Source organism: Labilibacter marinus (assembly GCF_001659685.2).
In the GTDB taxonomy this organism is placed as follows: domain Bacteria; phylum Bacteroidota; class Bacteroidia; order Bacteroidales; family Marinilabiliaceae; genus Saccharicrinis; species Saccharicrinis marinus.
Genome location: NZ_LXYE02000014.1, coordinates 50293 through 71116, shown reverse-complemented (window position 1 = coordinate 71116; position 20824 = coordinate 50293). Strand labels below are relative to the sequence as shown.

General features: G+C 34.8%; 13 protein-coding genes. 5 read left to right on the top strand and 8 right to left on the bottom strand.

The window, feature by feature from the left end; all coding sequences use genetic code 11:
* Window positions 1-200: 200 nt before the first annotated feature.
* From A8L32_RS06670 to A8L32_RS06645, 6 genes are all read right to left on the bottom strand, one after another.
* Window positions 201-1499: an MFS transporter gene (locus A8L32_RS06670; protein ID WP_066629336.1), complete on the bottom strand. Its 1299-nt coding sequence runs from the start codon at window positions 1497-1499 to the stop codon at window positions 201-203.
* A gap of 142 nt (window positions 1500-1641) precedes the next feature.
* On the bottom strand, window positions 1642-2271 hold the full coding sequence (locus A8L32_RS06665; protein WP_066629334.1) for a chloramphenicol acetyltransferase: 630 nt from the start codon (window positions 2269-2271) through the stop codon (window positions 1642-1644).
* Window positions 2272-2348: 77 nt separating this feature from the next.
* Window positions 2349-6974, bottom strand: a complete 4626-nt coding sequence (locus A8L32_RS06660) for a T9SS type A sorting domain-containing protein (RefSeq protein ID WP_083631211.1) — start codon at window positions 6972-6974, stop codon at window positions 2349-2351.
* 218 nt (window positions 6975-7192) lie between these two features.
* Window positions 7193-8671: a TlpA family protein disulfide reductase gene (locus A8L32_RS06655; RefSeq protein ID WP_066629331.1), complete on the bottom strand. Its 1479-nt coding sequence runs from the start codon at window positions 8669-8671 to the stop codon at window positions 7193-7195.
* A gap of 122 nt (window positions 8672-8793) precedes the next feature.
* Complete coding sequence (locus tag A8L32_RS06650) at window positions 8794-11130, bottom strand: M56 family metallopeptidase (RefSeq protein WP_066629328.1); 2337 nt, start codon at window positions 11128-11130, stop codon at window positions 8794-8796.
* A gap of 2 nt (window positions 11131-11132) precedes the next feature.
* A complete protein-coding gene (locus A8L32_RS06645; RefSeq protein ID WP_066629347.1) occupies window positions 11133-11501 on the bottom strand; it encodes a BlaI/MecI/CopY family transcriptional regulator in 369 nt (122 codons plus the stop codon).
* A gap of 170 nt (window positions 11502-11671) precedes the next feature.
* On the opposite strand from A8L32_RS06645, the gene A8L32_RS06640 reads away from it, so the two are divergent.
* Both A8L32_RS06640 and A8L32_RS06635 read left to right on the top strand, forming a co-directional pair.
* Window positions 11672-12637, top strand: coding sequence for an oxidoreductase family protein (locus A8L32_RS06640; RefSeq protein WP_066629326.1), 966 nt, complete (start codon window positions 11672-11674; stop codon window positions 12635-12637).
* A 196-nt stretch (window positions 12638-12833) separates the two neighbouring features.
* Complete coding sequence (locus tag A8L32_RS06635; protein WP_066629324.1) at window positions 12834-13757, top strand: 3'(2'),5'-bisphosphate nucleotidase CysQ family protein; 924 nt, start codon at window positions 12834-12836, stop codon at window positions 13755-13757.
* 69 nt (window positions 13758-13826) lie between these two features.
* Here the strand turns inward: A8L32_RS06635 and A8L32_RS06630 are convergent, their stop codons facing one another.
* On the bottom strand, window positions 13827-15716 hold the full coding sequence (locus A8L32_RS06630; RefSeq protein ID WP_066629322.1) for a HAMP domain-containing histidine kinase: 1890 nt from the start codon (window positions 15714-15716) through the stop codon (window positions 13827-13829).
* A 149-nt stretch (window positions 15717-15865) separates the two neighbouring features.
* Here A8L32_RS06630 and A8L32_RS06625 point away from each other — a divergent pair, with 149 nt between their 5' ends.
* From A8L32_RS06625 to A8L32_RS06615, 3 genes are all read left to right on the top strand, one after another.
* Window positions 15866-16600: a lysophospholipid acyltransferase family protein gene (locus tag A8L32_RS06625; RefSeq protein ID WP_066629314.1), complete on the top strand. Its 735-nt coding sequence runs from the start codon at window positions 15866-15868 to the stop codon at window positions 16598-16600.
* Between the two features lie 89 nt (window positions 16601-16689).
* A complete protein-coding gene (locus A8L32_RS06620) occupies window positions 16690-17097 on the top strand; it encodes a bacteriohemerythrin (protein WP_066629311.1) in 408 nt (135 codons plus the stop codon).
* A gap of 200 nt (window positions 17098-17297) precedes the next feature.
* Window positions 17298-17759: a hypothetical protein gene (locus A8L32_RS06615; protein WP_066629308.1), complete on the top strand. Its 462-nt coding sequence runs from the start codon at window positions 17298-17300 to the stop codon at window positions 17757-17759.
* Between the two features lie 437 nt (window positions 17760-18196).
* On the opposite strand, the gene A8L32_RS06605 is transcribed toward A8L32_RS06615, so the two are convergent.
* Complete coding sequence (locus A8L32_RS06605) at window positions 18197-20674, bottom strand: AMP-binding protein (protein WP_066629295.1); 2478 nt, start codon at window positions 20672-20674, stop codon at window positions 18197-18199.
* Between the last annotated feature and the right edge of the window lie 150 nt (window positions 20675-20824).

The window sequence follows — 20824 nt, the reverse complement described above, 5'->3', positions numbered from 1 at the left end:
CTAATAGTTAAATGCATTTGCCGTGGCCACTGACATGAAAAAACTAAAAACTATTACTTTTCGTTGAAAGAAAAGAACTCGTTGCACTCAAACAACCTTTCTTTCTTAACACTACAATCCATAGTTTTCTTAACGCTTTTTCCTGAAGATGGATTCATGTATAACCTGCTCACTTCTTAAATAAACTTTTATACAACACACTACTTCTTTTTAATTTCAATACGTTCTACTTTTCCTACAATAAATAAATATGAAAAGAAACCTAAGAAGGTGAGTCCTCCGATAAGATATAAGGCAGGACTAAAGTCGCCATCCTTAACTATAATACCGATTACAATAGGAATAATAACACCTGATAAACCTCCAATTAAATTGAATACTCCCCCTACTAAACCTATTAAGTTTTTAGGAGCCATTAAGGAAACGAAGACCCAACCTATAGAAGCTAATCCATTTCCAAAGAATGCAACTGCTAAAAAAGTAATAATCAAAGTGGTATTATCAGTAAAATTTGCTCCTATAATAACAACAGCCAGTAACATACCTGTTAATACAGGCACCTTACGACTTACTTCGTTTGAATAACCTTTTTTTACCAAATAATCTGAAACAAAACCAGACAGTAAAACACCTGCAAAAGCAGCAAGAAAAGGCACAGAAGCTAAAAATCCTGATTTCAGAAAATCAATTCCTTTATACTTTTCTAGATAGGTAGGAAACCAGGTTAAAAAAAATACCGTGACAGCTCCTAAACAAAACTGACCGATGTATACTCCCCATAGCTTTCTGTATGATAAAGCATGCCCTAAATCAGACCAATTAAATGCCTTAGGTTTCTCATTCTCCGCTTTAGTTTCGATTAACCCTCCTCCATCTTTAATTAAATTGTATTCTTTTTTACTAATACCCTTATACTTAGTTGGGTCGCGATATACCCAATACCAAATTGCAGCCCAAGCAATACCAATAACACCAGATAAGATAAATAATCCTCTCCAGCCCATGGCATCTTGAATAAGGGTTAATAATGGAAATAAAAAGGCCAAGCCAATAAACTGACCAGAAGTATAAATAGCAATAGCTGAAGCCCTTTCGTTTTCCGGAAACCACTTAGTAACAATGGCATTATTACAAGGATATGAAGGCGCTTCAAACACCCCAATACTGGCACGCAAACCGATTAAAGCAGTAAATGAATTAACAAACCCTTGAATAAGTGTTGCTATGGACCATAAAAACAACATAACACTATAAAGAATACGAGGTTTTATTTTATCCACAATCATTCCACCGGGAATTTGCAATGCAACATAGGTCCAGGCAAAAGCCGAAAATATAAATCCCATTTGCACCGAGCTAAACCCCAAATCTTCGCTCATGGCAGAAGCCGCTACCGAGATATTTGTTCTGTCGAGGTAATTAATAACTACGGTACCAAATATTAATGCCAGTATATTATACCTTTTGGCCGTAGTTCCATTTCTTTTAAGGAAGTTCATAAAATTGTAGATAAAATTTAAGCTGATTTTTAATCACCCTTAAATATAAAGTATTACAAACTAAGCCTTGAGGTTTTCTACACTTAAATTAGGTGGGTATTTGATATATTGAAGGTGAAAACATGATAATTCTCCTACCAAATTACACGTCATTTAAAAGTTCTTCAAATTTTTCAAGAAATTTATTGACATGAATACCATCCATTAAAGCATGATGAACATTAATGGCTACTGGCAACATCATAATACCATTTTTTAACACTGCTTTTCCAAAGGTAATTTTAGGAATACTATCAGGGTGCACGCCACTTCGTGCATGAGTTAGACTACTGAAATTTATCCAAGGAAGGGTTGAGTAATGAATAACATCTACCCGAGCAGTATTATCATTTAATCCTAAACCAGAAGAAACTTTTACACGCTGACTTTCTGATTTAAGGTTATTTTGAAAAGTATTAAAATCAGAAGAGTAAGGAACAAAAGTAAATCCGAAAGTTTCATCATCGCGAATGGTAGTGCCAGCCACATGTACTTCATCATACACCATGGGCTGTTGATTGATAATTCTACACTTAAATTCGGGGATAGTATTTACTGCTAATAAAGATTTATGCATATACCAAGCGTAAAATGAAATGCCTGCATTTTTAACACTCTCATATGCTTTGGTACAATCTACATCGGCAACAATGCCAAAGAAAGGCTCTTTAAATTGAGAGAAAAAATCAAAATGTTCCTTTCTATTCCAAGTATTAAGATTAATCTGTTTCATGGGTATAATTGTAATAAAAAACAAAACAAGAGAGTCTTAAAAGTCCCCCTTGTTCCATTTATATAGATATTTAAAAATTATTCAATCACTATTTTACTATAATCTGATTCTACCTTAATAAGGTACATTCCTTTTGGCAATGCCGAAACATTTATAGTTTCCAAACTAGTATCGCTCACTTTAAGCTGTTTTACTAAACTACCAGATGCTGTGTAGATGCTAATTACACCAGAATAAAGTTGAGAAAACTTAACAGTTACTTCATCCTTAGCTGGCACTGGATAACAAATAAAACGATCTGCCATAGCATCATTAACACTTGTACCAACTGGAACCAAATTAACCGAAATGCCCATTGCCGAACTTGAAATTCCAAACGGAATACTTGTCATGTCGTTATATCCAGCTAAGGTCACCGTATAATCATATACTCCAGGTTCCATATATGTTGATATTTGTCCGTTTACATCTGTTGTTCCAAGACTACTTCCGCCAGCACTGACTGCTGCTCCTTGAAGTAAATCTGAGTTAGTATTATCTCTAACGGTGAACGTAACCAACTGCGCTGTAGATAAATCAATTACAACAGGACTTACCTCAGGGTCAAACATATCTGAAAAATCACCAGAAGCATCTTCGTAATAATAGTTGTAGAACGTAAGTATACCTAATTCCGTTGTTGTTCTTTTCACTGGCATAGGTATAATTATTTCTCCACTTGCATCCGTAGCTAGCATAGCAATTAGCTTGGTCTGCATTCCATTTCTATTGTTATACATAGCAGACACACTAAAACTAGCAGCAGTAGGGCCTCCATCCAGAACCGTATTAAAAGTTGTTTCAGTCAAGTTTATATCAATATCTTCATTTCCTGACACATTAAAACTACCTTCTTTAAATATATTGTCGTAAGCATTAGTATCATCGTTACCTTCACCATCTATATCTTTATAAGTGATTACTTCACCATCAATAGTAAGGGTTTCGGGTGTACCTGATGTATAAGCTAAATAATCAAAATCACCATCAGGTAAACTCATCATTACTTGACCAGAAGCATCACTTACTTCAGTAATATTACCTACAGAAATAGTCATTCCTTCAACGGTATTTAATCCTGAATTTACAGTAAATGTTACATCCCTATACAACGGCAAAGCAATAGTTACAGGGTTATCTCCCATATTAAAAGAACCCGTTACATCACCAACTGGACTGGTATAACCATACTCATCCAATACCATTACACCACCTTGCTCCACCAAAATAAACAGGTGTGTAGGTAATGGAATAGTTAAAGCACCACTACCATCACTTGTAGCATGTATCAAATTCACGGATTCTACTTCCCATTCTCCTGTTGCATCATGTGCAATAACTGTAAAATCTGCCATCGCTGCAGATCCTCCAATGGTAGTATTAAAGGTGGTGGTTGTTAAAGCTACTCCCTCACTACCATTTCCTGAAACTGTGATTGGCTCCTCGTATACAAACACGTTATTAAAGACTTGCAAGTAATTTTGATAATCATCATTATAAGTAATGGTTTGTCCTCCTATGGTTATTGTTTCAGGTGAACCATCAATAAATACATTGTAAGTATGATCTCCATCAGGAACCGAAAGAACAACCTGACCAGAAGCATTTGTTTGATCAATTACTCCAGCAATACCTACTGTTATACCTTCAACAGCAATGCCACCTGCAGTTACAGTAAATGTAATATCATTTAAACCTGGCGTAGCAATATTGACAGGTGAAGATGATGGGTCGAACAATCCTGTAGTAATCATTGCCATATCTGAGAAAGTATAAGCCATAAAATCTAAGATACTTCCGTTACTATTGGTACGTTTAGTTGGTAAAGGAACTGCAAGGGATCCGCCTGCACTACTGGTTAAATCGATTAAAGTTTTGCGCTTACTATCACCATTTTCATTAATATATCCTGCGTCAACATAAAAATTAACAGCTCCCGGAACACCTCCTATGGTCGTGTTAAAGGTGGTTGTTTCTAAGGCTACATTTTCAGGTGTGGCTCCTAAAACAGTAACTATACCCGTTACAAACACATTATCGTAGGCATCTACTGGGTTTTCACCATCCCCCGCATCTTTATAAGTAAACGAGTTTGAACCTATTGTAATGGTTTCTGGATTTCCCATGGTAAGTACACCATAGTCAAAATCGCCATCAGGCAACATAAATACTGCTTGCCCAGAAGCATCAGTCACTTCATAGTTGTCGTGAACAAGCACTGTAATGCCCTCAACAGCTGTTCCTCCTGCGGTAATTGTAAAAGTGACTGCACTTGGACTGCTTGCATTTATCAATACAGGTGGACCTGCAGGTGTAAACATATCAGATACTGTACCTGAGCTAGCAGAGTAAGTATAGTTAGAAAAACTATAAATACTTCCCTGATCACTATCTCTATGAGTTGGTAGAGGGATTGAAATACTTCCAGAGACATCTGAAATAGTAGAAATAAGGGTTTTATTTTTCCCTCCATCATACTCAGCAACTACACTAAATTCTAATGCTGCTGCACTTGCATCAATAAAAGTATTAAAAATAGTTGTTGCCAACATAACATCTTCTTGACTTGCTCCATCCACTGTAACTGTTTCCTCATAAATAAAATAATTATTGTAAGGATCTTCACCTGTTCGACCTCGTCCATCCGTATCCATAAATGTAAAATCTTCGCCTCCTATTTTAATCATTTCAGGAGAACCTGTAGAAAATACAGAGTACATATGATCCCCATCTGGCAAGTAAAGAATAGCTTCACCTGAACTATTTGTTTTTGAAGTACGATCGCCTACCTGAACAGTTATACCCTCTATATCTTGACCTCCTGATGTAATTGTAAACACCACCAAGTTATAGGATTCTAAGGCTACTGTCACTGGCGACGACATTGGATCGAAAGGTGACTCAGTAGAAACAAAAACATCTGCGTAAGCATAAGATGAAAAAGCATACATACTACCATAACCCATTAGGTGCGTTGGTAGTGGTGCCATTACACTTGCATTTTCATCACTTTCCAACTGTGTTAGAAGGGTTGTTTCATCTCCTCCTCCAGAATTAAACACCCCACCAACTAAAAACTCATTTGATTCTGGATGACCATCAACAGTTGTATTAAATGTTGGTGTTAATAAGGTAACATCTTCAGTGGCTATACCAGAAACATCTACTGAAGCTACAGCAAATACATTGTCGTAACTATCCTCGCCATCTCCATAAACCATCATTTCACCACCCACCATAATAAACTCTGGCGATCCAGTGGTATAAACCATATAATCATTAGATCCTACTGGTAGTTTAAGCAGGGCATCTCCACTCGCATCGGTTTCCATAGATTGCTCTCCCACTCCAACCATAATTCCTTCAACGGCTTGTCCTCCTGCACTAACATTAAAGGTTATATCATACAATAATGGAATAGCAATACCTATTGGTCCTGCGGTAGGATTAAAAATATCAGTAATTACGCCATCATCATACACATAAGTGAATGTTGTAAATTCATAAATACTTCCATCATCAGCATCTCGGTGACTTGGAATAGGCGCTGTTAGCATACCCGAACCATTACTGGTGAGCTCTGAAATAACCTTAGTTTTACCTCCACTATAAGTTCCTATTATTTCAAAATCAATGGATGCAGCTCCTGCATTAACCGTAGTATTGAATGTTGTTGTAGCTAGCATTATATCTGTAGCAGGAGCTCCTCCAGTAATGGTAATACTCTCATTATTAATAAAAATATTATCATATGGATTGTTTTGACCTGATGTTCTTCCTGGGTTATCTTGATAAGTAAATGTATTACTTCCAATTGTTATCATTTCAGGAGTACCTTCGGTATATACCGAATAATTATAATCGCCATCCAAAAGTTTCAAACTTACCTCTCCGTTAGCATCCGTAACATCTTTTAAACCATTCACCTCAACAGTTATTCCTTCAACATCAGTTCCGCCAGCAGTAACTGTTAAGGTAACATCAGTTAATACCGGAGTTGCAATAGCAATTGGGCCAGCCGAAGGATCGAAAACAGCAGTTGTAGTATTATACGAATCCATATATGTATAGGATGTAAAGCTTAGAATATTGCCTTTATCATCGGTCCTACTTACAGGTAATGGGATTGTAATATCACCACTTACATCACTTGTTACTGATGTAATAAGTTTCGTTTTATTCTGGCCATTATCATTGGTGTAATCACCTGTGACGCTAAACTCAATTGCACCACCAACACCACCAATGGTTGTATTAAATTCGGTAACAGGTAACATAACGTTTACCGTAGCTGCACCCGAAACAATTAACTCTTCTTCCTCCACAAAAATATTGTCATATGGGTCATCATTGGTATCTCCTCTACCATCCGTATCAAAATACCTTAAATCCATTGCTCCAATGGTAATTTCTTCTGGCGTTCCAATGGTAACTACAGAATAATTATAAGTTCCATCGGGCAAAAATAATTCAGCCACACCACTACTATTAGTGGCAGTCAACACACCCTCCACATAAACAGTAATACCTTGCACCGCCACTCCATCTGCAGTAACATTAAATGTAATTTTACTTTGACCGACTACATTGACACCCAATGCTAATAAAGCAAATAGTGCGTAGTACACCTTTTTAAAACTTTTTGTGAGTAAGTGTTTCATCATTGCAGATACTTTAAGTTAAACGTAAATTGATCATCTGATTTTTTTCGTGACATATAATTTACGTCTTTTTTTTAATGAAGTAAAGAGCTACGGAAACTTAAAACTTGATACTATCTAATACTTGATTAAAAAACTAGGCCCCTTTAATCCGCAGACTAAAAGGGCCATAAAGTAAAACTAGCTTATCCAGTTTATAAAAAAATAAATCTTGAATTACATTATTCTTTCTTTAATAATTCATCTATCAACTCAAATGTTTTAGGATTAGATGGTGAAAACGAAAACTCCTTTGCATCCACAACTTCTCCATTATTAATCACTAAATACCGAGGCAATAATCTTGTCTCAAGCTTGTTTACTACAACACCAGATTGCTCTGAATTAAGCCAGTAATGATTGCCATGTAAATGATGTTTTGATATCACCACATTCCAATCTGGCTCTTTAGAACCTAAACATAGGTAAACAAAACTGATATCTTCTCCTGCATACTTTTTGTGTATGGACGGAGCTTTCTTCATGGCTTTAATACACGGCGCACACCACGTAGCCCACAAATCGACATAGATTAATTGAGTAGGATGTTTATCTACAATCTCTTTGATAATTTGATGGTAAGTAGCTCCTTTCATCTTAGATAGTTGTACTGAAGAATGTACTTTTCCATTAGTCAAGGATTGATAATGACTATTTAATCCTTCTAAAATAATTGGGTCCGAAATATTCTCCTTTAGTTGCGTTTTCAGTTCTGCATAAAGCGCCACATTATTCTTTGATAATTTACGATGCATATGATCTCCCAAAACCAATTGCCTGATATTAGGGTGATCAGCCATGCATTCAAGCATTATATCCATATATAAATATTCTGGATTTCCCATTTCCAAAGTAACTCCATTGCTTCCATACTTCTGCGTGAAGGCATAAGTTGAATAAGATGAAAAGCCCCTAATCAACTCAGTCATCAACTCCGAATGCAAATAATATTGCTCAGATATATCAGGCATTTCTTTTACAAATGAATAATATTCAGCAGGCACAGACCATTCGCCCCGCCTTAGCTTATTCAATCGCATATGATTAAAAGGATAGTTGAATAACACACTGCAATAGTTATACTTCAACTGCGCATCAAGCCATATTTTCATATCTTCCGAACACTGAACCTCTTGTTTAAATAGCATTTGCTGCTTTGATATTTTTGCATTTAATTTCTTTGCAAAACGAGCTATCTCACTATAAGATTTATCCCTATAAGCATCATCCAACTTCTCTTTAGAAGTAACTTTTGCATAATAATTGGAAAGGTATAAGTTTAACTCCTCATTAAGTTCTTTTCCATCTCCTTTAAATAGGCAATTAATCTCCTTGCCTTTTTGTGTTATTTTTACATATATACTATCCTTAGGCTGAAGAATCACTTTAAAGGTTTTATTGTAATATATGCTGACTTCTTGTTTTTTGCTACACCTTACTAACTGATGGAATGAACCATCTGCTTGCACTTTCGGCTTGTATTTATAACTCTTACCTGTAAATATATCATTATACTCAATATACAATTCTTGATCATTAACTGGTATTCCTATTAATTGGCCTGAGATTATTGATTTTACTGTAGTGTGTTGCCCAATTGCAAACTGAGATAGTAGAATAAACAGAACACAGGTGATTAATTTGATATGATTGTTTTGCATTTTTTTATTGATTTTTCAGATTTAGGAAGATGGAGTTATCCATGTGTATAATTCATACTACACATAAAAAAGCCCCTCTATTAACAAAAATGGAGGGGCGTAAACATCAAGTTGTTTTTCCTTTATTTCTTTAAAGTTATCCTAACTACACCTATTTTTGAAGCATGCTTAATTTCCTTTAAAACTTCAGGATCTTTTGTAATATCTATTCTTTCAATAGCTTGTGGATCTAACTGATTAACTTCTTCGTAAGTAGCTTCTTTACCATCAATCAAAAACTTACGACCCTTGGATTTAGAGATAGTCATTTTAAACGTTCTCCCCTTGGTGCTATTAGGAATTCTATCGTCATAAATAATTTGATTATCGCTTTCTAGCGCTTTTACTACCGATGAATGCAATGTAACCAACAACACACCATCTTTGGCCTCATCTCCATATTTATCTATAGCCTGCTCCCCCTTTAATACATCAATTGTTTTAATTCTGGTGGCAGATTCCTTTTGCAATTCAGCTATACTACTCTTTTCTCCATCAATATATACCAAAGGATTACCTTGCATACCTTCAATTCCTTTGGTTGAGAATTTAAACGAACGCTTGGTCGCTTTAATGGTTTTAATATCATCGCTAATTTCTGACCTACTTGATGCATCACCATCTTGTTTTAAGCTTATCTCAACAACACCATCCTTAGCTTTTTCTCCATATTTATTAATGGCAGAAGCATCTTTAAGTACGCTAATAGATGCAATTTTTAGTGCATCAATATTGTTTACATCCGAAGCAGACATCTCCTTTCCATCTACCATGTAAATAGGATTTCGCTGACTTGGATAAATCGAAAAAGCAAGGCCTTGTTTACTTTCTCTTAAACTCAAAGGTTTATTATGAACGAGCATATGGCCATTCTTCTCAACAAAAGTTTTCTCACCTTCTCGATACATTACTACCTGAATAATACCATGCTTACCCTTATCTCCATACTTATCAATAGCAGCCTGACCTTTCATCACATCAATACTTTTAATAGAGTTAGGCTTTAGGGTATTAAATTCATCCATAGGCATTTCTTCGCCGTCAACAATTACCAAAGCTTCACTAAAACTTTCGTTAGAATCTTTAATCTTAACTACTGGAGCTTCATCTATTTTATTTTTTTCTACAACTACAATACCTTTATCCTTACTTATTGTTTTGTGAACTATGATAACGCCATTTTTTGCCTTATCGCCATACAAGGAAATAGCAGAAGCATCTTTAATTACAGTTACATTCCCAATTTCTGAAGGATCCAGGTTGTTTAACACCTGCATAGTTTCTTCTTTCTCATCAATTATTACCAACGGTTGCTTTTCGCCTTCTACTACTTTAATATCCACATCGCCATGTAACTCAAGCCCACCATCTTTATCTATAATTACACTGTCCTTTGCAGAAAAGCCCATAACAGCAATTACTTCTTCATCACTACCTTTTGTTGAATCTGCTACATTTTCAACATCAACATTAGCTTTTTCTATTAAATCAGATACCGATATGTTTTGTTGGGGAGTTGGCACAATTGTAAGATCAGGGTTAGTAAAAGCTGAAAAAGCACATACTAGTACCCCAACAATAGGCACCATTTTTAATTTATTAATGATATGATTAGATTTATTTTTATTCATCATTACAATTCGTTTTTTAGTAAAACTTCCGTTAAAACTATTTACCAATTGTAAACTCGAATTGCTCGATAATAGATTGACTAATAAGTATTGATACCTGCTGGGCTCATCCACTTTTTTAAGCATACTGTTGTCAACACAATATTCATGGTTTTGAGCAATAAGCTTTCTTAACCACCATGCAAAAGGATTCCACCAGAGCAGCAGTAATACCACTTCAGCCATCATTATATCAATTGAATGCAATTGTTTACAATGCGTAGATTCATGCTCCAATATCAGTTGATAATCATTCGATTCTTCAATTTCTTTGGGTGCATAAATAGTTCTGAAAAACGAAAAAGGTACAATACTAAGGTTTTTAAATAATCTCAGCCTAAGTCCAGAATAGCTACTTTTTTGTGATTTTCTTCTCAATTGAAAAACGGAGAAACAAGCCATTAATAATCGAAGTAACAAAATTACACCAATCAATGCAAACGCCAACCATAAACCGTTTTCCCATGTCAGGAAATTAGTTTGAGGCACTTGCACCATAGTAGCTGTAGAATCCGTTACATAATGGTTAATCACAAAATCTCTAACCGGAACTTCTTCTCTAAACAACCATTGTTTTAACTGCATAGGCATGGCCATCAACGGTACTATCCATGGTACTATCAAGCAACCTAGCAACCATAACCTATTGCGATTAAAAGAATTATCGCGAGACAAAAACAGCAGATATATAAGCACTCCAACGGCCAATACTCCACCCACTTTTAGCTGAAACTCAAAAAACGTATGCATCTTTAATCCTTTTTCTTCTCAATTAAATCAATTAGTTCTTTAAGATCATCAACATTGAGTTTCTCTTCTTTTACAAAAAAAGAAACCACATTTTTATAAGAAGATTCAAAATAATCGGATACCACATTTTTTACAAACATAGTACGATATTCCTCTTTTGAAATAGCAGGAAAGTATTCGTGCGTATTACCGTACGATTTATGGCCAACATATCCTTTATCCTCTAAACCTCTGATAATAGTACTAAATGTATTATAATGAGGTTTGGGAGAAGGGTGTTCGCTCAATAAATCTTTTACGAAACCTTTACCAGCCTTCCATAAAATTTTCATTACATCTTCTTCGCGTTTTGTAAGTTTTTGTAAACTCATTTTTATCATTTTTGTACCATGAATAATTGTTGACATAACAAATGTAACTATTTTTTTCGTTCATTCAACTATTTTTTTCGTTACCTAACGAATTGTTTAGTTTAATTCGCCATTATTTAATACATTTTACCTGCAAAAAACTATTATATTTGCGGCTTCAAAATAAGATCATGAACAAACATTTTAAAGACATAACCCTTCAGGTAACTGGTGCGGATGATTTAAATGTAGAAGAGGAGATTCAGAGTTTGTGGAGTGGATACGGTAGTATTGTTCGTTTATCTTTACAAGGAAGTCCGATAAAAAGTGTGGTAGCAAAGCATGTTCGCATGCCCAAGCAAAACAAACACCCACGCGGATGGAATACAGATTACTCTCACCTTCGCAAGGTAAAATCATATGAGGTAGAAACTGCATGGTATCAAAACTTTGCAGATAAATGCACTGATAAATGCCGAATTCCTAAATCATACGTTATTGAAGCCAAAAACGATGAAGTGTTTATGGTAATGGAAGATTTAGACGATAGTGGCTTTAATGCTCGCCTAAACTCAGTTTCGTGGCAAGAAATTGAAGTTTGTTTAAAATGGCTGGCCAATTTTCATACTACGTATCTAAACCAAAAGCCTAATAACTTGTGGAGCATTGGTACTTATTGGCATTTAGATACACGGCCCGATGAGCTTAATATTATGGATGATACAGCTTTAAAAGCTGCAGCTCCATTCATCGATAAAAAGCTAAACGAAGCTAAATACTTAACTTTTGTACATGGCGATGCCAAGCTGGCTAATTTTTGTTTCTCTCCAGATGGTAAAAAAGTGGCAGCAGTAGATTTTCAATACGTTGGAGGAGGAGTTGGCATGAAAGATGTTGCTTATTTTGTAGGCAGTTGTTTATACGAGGATGACTGCGAAAAATTGGAGGCTAAGATTCTTGATTGTTATTTCGACGAACTAAATAAAGCACTTAAAGGCTCCTCCATAAACTTTAATGAATTAGAGCAAGAGTGGCGAAGTTTATACCCAGTAGCTTGGACAGACTTTCATCGCTTTTTAAAAGGCTGGAGTCCGAGTCATTGGAAAATTAATAGTTACAGCGAAAAGTTAACGCAAAAGGTGTTAAAGTCACTGTAGCATAATGTACTCTATTATTCATTTATCAAAATATAAAGTACACTCATATAATAACAGCAACCTTTTACACATAAACACAATATAATAGAAATTCCAAAACAATAGTACTTATCGTTCACAATCCCAATGAAAGATATTCTAATACGTCGTAATACCCTTTAGGTATAAATCGTAATTGTTTTAAATACACCAAAAAATGCAACTTAATACAGATAATCTACAAGAAATTTGCGAAGTAGCTATTATTGCAGCTAAAAAGGCAAGTCATTTTATTTCAGTTTATGATATGGAAAAACTGGATGTACAAATGAAACCTACCGATAGCTGCAAGCAGCCCATTGGAGGTAGTACTTTAGCTTCGCAGGTGGTTACAGAGGTGGATATTAAAAGCCAGGACATTATACTTCAAGAAATTGAGGCTATAACCAAAAAATATGATTTTGGCTTATTAACTGAAGAAATTCAAGATGACCAAAGTCGATTTACTAAAGACTATTTTTGGTGCATTGATCCGTTGGACGGTACCCTTCCATATACACAAGGAAAAGAGGGGTACTCTGTATCTATTGCTTTAGTGGCTCAAGATGGTACACCAATCATCGGAGTGGTTTGCAACCCTATTACTCAAGACATTTATAGCGCTATTAAAGGGGTGGGCGTATTTAAGAACAATAGAAAATGGGTTCAGGCAGAACCAATGCCGAATGCGGCATTTACTTTTATCAACGATAGAAGTTTTTACAAACACCCTAATTATAAATCTATCACCACTTCATTATACTTTGCTTTATCCAAAAAAGGACATGCTGCCTTTAAAATGAAGAAACAAGGTGGTGCTGTTATGAACGCGATTTGGGTATTAGAAAATCAACCTGCTTGTTACTTTAAACTTCCTAAAAAAGAGCAAGGCGGCGGAAGTGTATGGGATTTTGCAGCCACCAGCTGTATCTTTAACGAACTTGGATTAAAGGCTTGTAATTTTTCCGGTGAACTATTGCCTCTTAATTCAAGTAAGTCAACTTTTATGAATACGGAAGGCGTTTTTTATGCTGCAGGAATTAACCTGGAAGAAGTTAGACAAATAGCAGAGGACGCTCAATTGGCCAAAGCAAAAAGCTAATCATATAAAAAGCGAGATTGGATATTCGCTCCAATCTCGCTTTACTTTTAAAAATTATTTATATCTAACCTATCCTTTCAAGGGCATGGATACTGTAAATGTAGACCCTTTTCCTAACTCAGAATAAACACTAATACTGCCGCCTAATATATTAAGCACCTTGCTTACAATAGCTAGTCCCAACCCAGCTCCTCCAGTTGTTTCCGATTGATTTAATTGCACCTGACGGAAAGGTTTAAATACAGAATCCAGATTATCTTTACTTATACCGATGCCTGTATCAGAAATATAAAAATCGACACTACCCTTTGTTTTTTTATACCCTATATTAATGAACCCTTCTTTTGTATATTTAATCGCATTAGAAATTAAATTATTTAGCACCAGTTGAAATAACGCAATATCAGAATCTACTTTTAATTCATCATTATTTGTATCAATATCTAAATGCATTCTTAGTCCTTTTTGGTCACCTAAAACTTTATATAACTCAAACGTTTCCTCCAACATTGCATTTACCAAAATAGGTTCAATGATTGGTTTTATGACTCCTGACTCTATTTTTGACAGATTGATAATACTATCCAATATCGTTAACAACTGCTGTCCTCCTCTAACCACATGCCCTGCATATATTTTATGATCGGCTGAATCCGCTTCAACAAACTCCAACAACTGAGAAAACCCTAAAATGCTATTCATAGGAGTTCTAATTTCGTGACTTATATTAGCCAAAAAAGACTGCGTTAAACGTTCACTTTCCGAAGCTTTGTTCAATGCAACATTTAATTGCATATTGGCTTTTTTCAGCTGCTCTTTTTCATTACTTAGCTCCTCATTTGCATGATTTACCTTATCAATATAAGATGATAATTGAGATTTCATTTTATCAAAAGCCTTGGCTAACAAACCAATTTCATCCTGTCGATGCAATAAGCTTTTATCCACCACTAAATGCAAATCTCCTTCTGAGAACTTTTCGGTAATATTTTGCAAACGCAATAAAGGTTTGGTTATCCTTTTTGATAAAACTGCTACTACAAAAAGTGTTATTGCAAAAAACAATAAACTAAACCAGAAAGTCTGCACTTTAATCACATCCAACACAGGAAATAAATCGTGCTTAGGTGAGTGCATCACCAACTTATACTCAGTGCCACTTAAGCGTAAAAATGACACCTCCGAATCACCCTCAACAACATCCCTTGGAACAATTCCTTTATCCTGGTCCGATAATATATATTCAACCGTTTGAGGAGTTAAAAACTTTTCAATATTACTATGTACATCATTTAAGTTAGACGCCACTACAACCCTACCATCCTCACGCACCAACCAAATATTACTATTTTTTGTAGGCTTATGAAATTCAATCTCTCTAAGTAAGTCAGATGGATCCACTCCCACTCCAGCAATACCAACAATACTATCTTCGTGATACATCAAAACATTCACGAACAACATTGTTCTACCTAATTTATTGTTATGATCAAAATTTAAAGAAGTAGTAACTTTGTTTTGTATTGTATTAAAATACCAACTATCATCATCATCTTCCCAATCGAGCACTTCCAGTTTCTTAAAATCTTCCGACCAATAATTCAATGTACTAGCATCAACTGCAAAAACTGTTTCGTAAGAATAGCTTTTATGAATATGATCTAATCTATGTAACGACAACTCTTTATATAAACTATTTTCATCTGTTACAAACCATGAAATAAGGGTAGGATCTTTCGCTAAAAGTTCTGACGTTTCCATAGCTCTTTCAAGTTTGGCCTGCAGATTACTTTGTGCTGACCTTAATACTATTAAAGAAAATTGCCTATCTCTGTATCGATCAAATAAAGAATCTTTTGCCGAGAAAAAATTAAGCACACCTGAAACTGTAATTATTACAATTACAAGTATTCCTAAAGTAATCTGAAGTCTAGTTCTAATGTTTCCAAAATTAAACACGCTGCCTGCTTTTTAATGAATAAACGGATTCTAGATTAGCATACATTATATGCAAATAAATCAATGTTTCTGTAAAATATCTTACTTTTGCCACGAAAACAAATTTCAAGAGATATTACTTAGCAAAAATACTAAACCAATAATTAATAATGATGATTGTTTTATCTTACATCTTTTCAGCTATATACTGGGTATACTTTGGATTACTACTGCTTATCTTTCATGTAATCCAAGTGGTTTGCAACCTCATTGGAGGCTATAAACTTCGCAAAAAATCGGTTGATGTACTTAACTTTTTGTTAATATATGGTTTAGGAATAAATGGTGCTCGAATTCGTTTTGTCGGTTTTGATAATCTTCCTAAAGATTGCCCTCTAATCATAGCATCTAATCATCAAAGTACTTTCGATATTCCGCCAATTGTTTGGGCCTTTAGAAAGCACCACCCTAAGTTTGTATCTAAAAAAGAATTAGGCAAAGGGATTCCAAGCATTTCTTATAATCTACGTCATGGAGGCTCTGCTTTAATCGATCGTAAAAACGGTAGACAATCAATGTTAGAGATTGCCAAATTAGGAAGACATATTGAAAAAGAAAAATATAGCGCCAGCATATTTCCTGAAGGAACAAGAACAAAGGATGGAAGCGTAAGGAAGTTCCAACATCCTGGTATAGCTGCTTTAGTTAAAACTGCACCTTCGGCTAAAATTGTTCCTTTAGTAATTGACGGTAACAGCGAACTGATAAAATACGGTAATTACCCTTTAAAATTTGGAACCAAGATAACCTTCAAAGCTTTAGAGGCGATTGACCCAACAGGCAGGGATTTAAAGGAAGTAACTGCTGAGATTGAAGCAATGATAAAAAAAGAATTGGGTAAATAAATATCTATATTCTACAATATTATAATTATCTTCCGAATGATAGAACTTCTGAATTTACAGAAATCCTAATCACCACGGAATAATAGATTATGGCATTAATAGAGTGGTCAGATAAATTTGAATTAGGTATTGTTTCCATTGATAAGCAGCACAAAACATTAGTTGACATTATCAACAGGTTTCATGTACTCATTCAGCAAGGCTCATCGCACGAAGAGATAACCCAATTGCTGATAGAGATGAAACAATACACCATTAACCATTTTTCAAATGAAGAAGACTTTTTACTAAAGTATAACTTTGAACATTTAGAAGAACACCAATTAGAGCATAAAAAGTTTATCCATAAAATTACCGATTTGGAGCATCAGCATAAACACAGCCAAATTGTTTTAACACTCGAGATTACAAAATTCTTAAAAAGCTGGCTTATACACCACATACAAGGCACGGACAGAAGATACCTAAAGCTTTTTAAGGACAACGGCATGATATAGCGACTACTTATATCCACTTTCTAAATCATCCATGGCATCTTATTTGTTAAATATTTTGCCATAGTAACGCAACCCTTTAAAATTAGGTCAGTCATCTACTCATATAGATGATTTAAATCAAGGTATTTGCCTTGCGACTATTTTGTTTGAATATTCGATTTTTTTATCTTTACATTGTCAAAACCATAACAAAAACACCTATGAAACAAATCTTCATACTACTGAGTCTTATCATTACATTTTCCACGGTATCTGCACAGAACTTCGACTTTTCTCCTTTAAAAGAGAAATCTGATTATAAAAAAGTAGAAGAACAAGTTAAATCAGCTTCTAAGTATTTAATTGACACTCCTATAAATCAAGATGTCATTATTAGATCACAAGCAACTAAACTAGTTATGAAATGGATGGAAGGCACACCCGACTACACTTTTGAACTGGATGCAAGAGTACTTGAAATAACAGATGATAATTCCGAATTATTTAGTCTTTACTTGGCTTCCATGACCAATGTAGTACTTAATCACCCTCACGAAAAACTAAGTAGTGACAAAATATATAAGCTTTCAACTAAGCAATTGGCTGAGTATTGTAAAAACAAAGAAAACAAACTAAAACCTAGCAAAGGCCTGAAAAAAGCCATGAAGAATCTTGATATCTAAAAAACGTAAAAAAAACAATTTACCCCTTTCGGATTTAATTACATCGGGGTATTTTTTTTAACATGAAACCAGATACTTATTCCAAATCAGCCGTTTTCACTAACGTACTTTGTATTTTAATCTTGCTAAGTATTAATATATCAATTGCACATGATTACGCAAACGCTACAGGTAAAACTCAAGCCTTGTTTGGACTAAAAGAAGCGCTGAACTATTCGTATAAATACTATTTATTACCACCTCAAATAATTGCTATCGTTTTAACTTTGGTTGGTATAAAAAACAGAGATAGTCTAAGTAATAGCTGGTTTGCCCTTATTTCATGCCTTCTTTCTGTTGTAACTTTGTTAATTCCATTGTGGAAGTATATGCTCTACATTTACCCATAAAAAAGCCTATTGAAAACATCAACAGGCTAAATCTCAAAAACTATATAATTAGCTTACTTTACGAATCGCCAATTGATGGCTTATTTTATCGTGTACTGCATTTGAAATATTTTCATACGTTTCAGTACCTGGTTGCACTGGCTCTAAAAACTCCACCATCACCTTTTTAAATGGTTTTGGAAACCAACTTCCTTTAGGTAAAGCATCATAAGCTCCTTTTATAGATACAGGCACAATAGGTACATTTAATTCACGACTTAAAATAGCAAAGGTCTTTTTAAAATCTCCCATTTTACCATTTTGAGTTCTAGTTCCTTCTGGAAAAATAATCAGGTTCTTTTTCTTTTTTAAAGCTTCACCCATTTTCTGAATAGATTCTTTTAAATCTTTGTTCAAATCCATAATAATGATATTATTACGATTTGCCAGAAACTTAAGCCAAGCTCTTCTTATGTGCTTTTCTTTGGCGTAGAAGTATGTATTTTTAATAGTTGCCCCTTTTAAAAATGATGCTACGAATAAACCATCAAAATAACTTTGATGATTAGGAGCTATAATACAGGGTTCATCAGGGATGTTTTTTACTCCTTTTCCTTTTAAGCCAAAATACAAACTAAAAAATGCCTTCGACATTTTTACAAGAGCACGGCCTGTAAACCAAGTCTTTGGCAAAGAAAGATTTACTTTTTCTTTTAAAATATGGGTCCAGTCAATCTTTTCCACTTCCATTTTATTGCGATGCTCCTGAATATATTCGCTCAACTCCAACACACTTTTAAAACGAACCAACTCACTTGGGTCGAGCTCTAATCCAAAAGTAGATTTAATGAAGACTTGTAAACTCACCTTATCCAAAGAGTCAAGACCCAAATCCATCTCAAGATGATGCTGAGGTAATATCTTTTTCCCTTTTTCCTGCCCTAAATAATCTGCCAGTATATTAAACTCTTTGCTGTCTACCTGCACCTCAGCTACTTCTTCCTCGCCATTAATACCTTCCAACTCTGCTAGCTTAAACCTACGTAATTTCCCCAATCGAGTTCGAGGTAGTTCTCCATCAAAAATCGTAAAGTCAACCACCTTTTTATACGAAGTACAATGCTGATTATAATCGTCAAACACTTGCCATTTAATCTGCTTATGCAATTCAATTTTATCGGCATATTGCTGCTTTAATTCGTCTGAAACCACAACAATTGCTCTAAACTGGTCACCCGATTGATATACACCTACTTCATTTACAAAGGCAGCATAACGCTCTAGCTTTAATTCTATTTCAACGGGGTTAATATTTTTACCATTCGATAAAATCAGAATTTCCTTTTTACGCCCTGTAATAATTAAGAATCCTTCCTTATCAAAATGCCCCAAATCACCTGTATACAACCATCCATCCTTCAAAACTTCAGCGGTTTCTTCTGGTCGGTTATAATACCCTTGCATTATATTTTCTCCCTTTGCCACAATCTCACCTTCACGAATCTCAACCGTACATTTTGGTAAAACAAAACCTGGCGAACCAACTTTAATATGCCCAGGACGAGTAAAGGTTATCATAGGAGCAGCTTCTGTCATCCCATACCCTTCTAACACGTCAAAACCTAAAGTTTTATAATCTTGACCAACCACTTGATCTAAGGCTGCACCGCCACAAACCATAAATCGGATGCTCCCTCCAAACTTTTTATGCGCTGCCTTAAATACAAATCTTGAAAAGGCTTTTGAATTCAGTTTTTCAGCAAAAGAAAACAAAGCTCCTGCGACCTTACTTTTATTAATTTTATCTTTTATTCCCTTATGAATAGCAGAGAATAATCGAGGTACACCTAACAATAGCGTAACTTTATTCTCTTGCAAAGTATTGATAATATCTTCTGAAGCCATTGAAGGAGGAATAGCAGCCAGACCTCCTAGAGATAAAGGTGCTAACATATTACCTACTAAACCAAAAATATGATGCAAAGGCAACAACATCAAAACCCGATCATCAGGATTATAAATATCTACATCTTTAGAAACAGCCTCTATATTTGCTATTAGATTGGTATAATTTAACATTACCCCTTTAGGACTTCCTGTTGTTCCTGATGTATAAATTATAACTGCAGTATCATCTCCCTTAGCTTCAATAACTGGAAACTCAGCATATTCACTAGCCGCATTATCCTCATACTCATCAATAACAATTACTTGTGGTGAGTATCCAACTTGACATAATGCTTCCTGTAAATCACTATCTTTTTCTTTAGAAACAAAAATAACTTCTGGCTTACAGTCATTTAAAATGTAAGAAACATCCTCTACTGTACTCATAAAGTCAATGGGAACAACAACGGAATGGTTATTCCAGGCAGAATAAAAACTATACACCCAACCCAACCTGTTCTCTGAAAATATACTTACCTTTTTAGTTTCTTCAGTATTATATAATGAAGAATATAACTGAACTTTCTGACCTAACTGGTAATACGATATTTCCTTTCCTGACTGCACTAAAGCAGTATTCTCTCCCTGTAGTAAAAACATACTATCAAATGCGTTAATAAGATGTCAAAGATATACAATTTACATATGTTAATATGCTTTTTAGCATGTAAGCGATAAAATTTAACATCAAAATGTTTAAATATTATTACAAACTCAACTCGTATTTGTTTTAACGAGCAAAGTATGTTT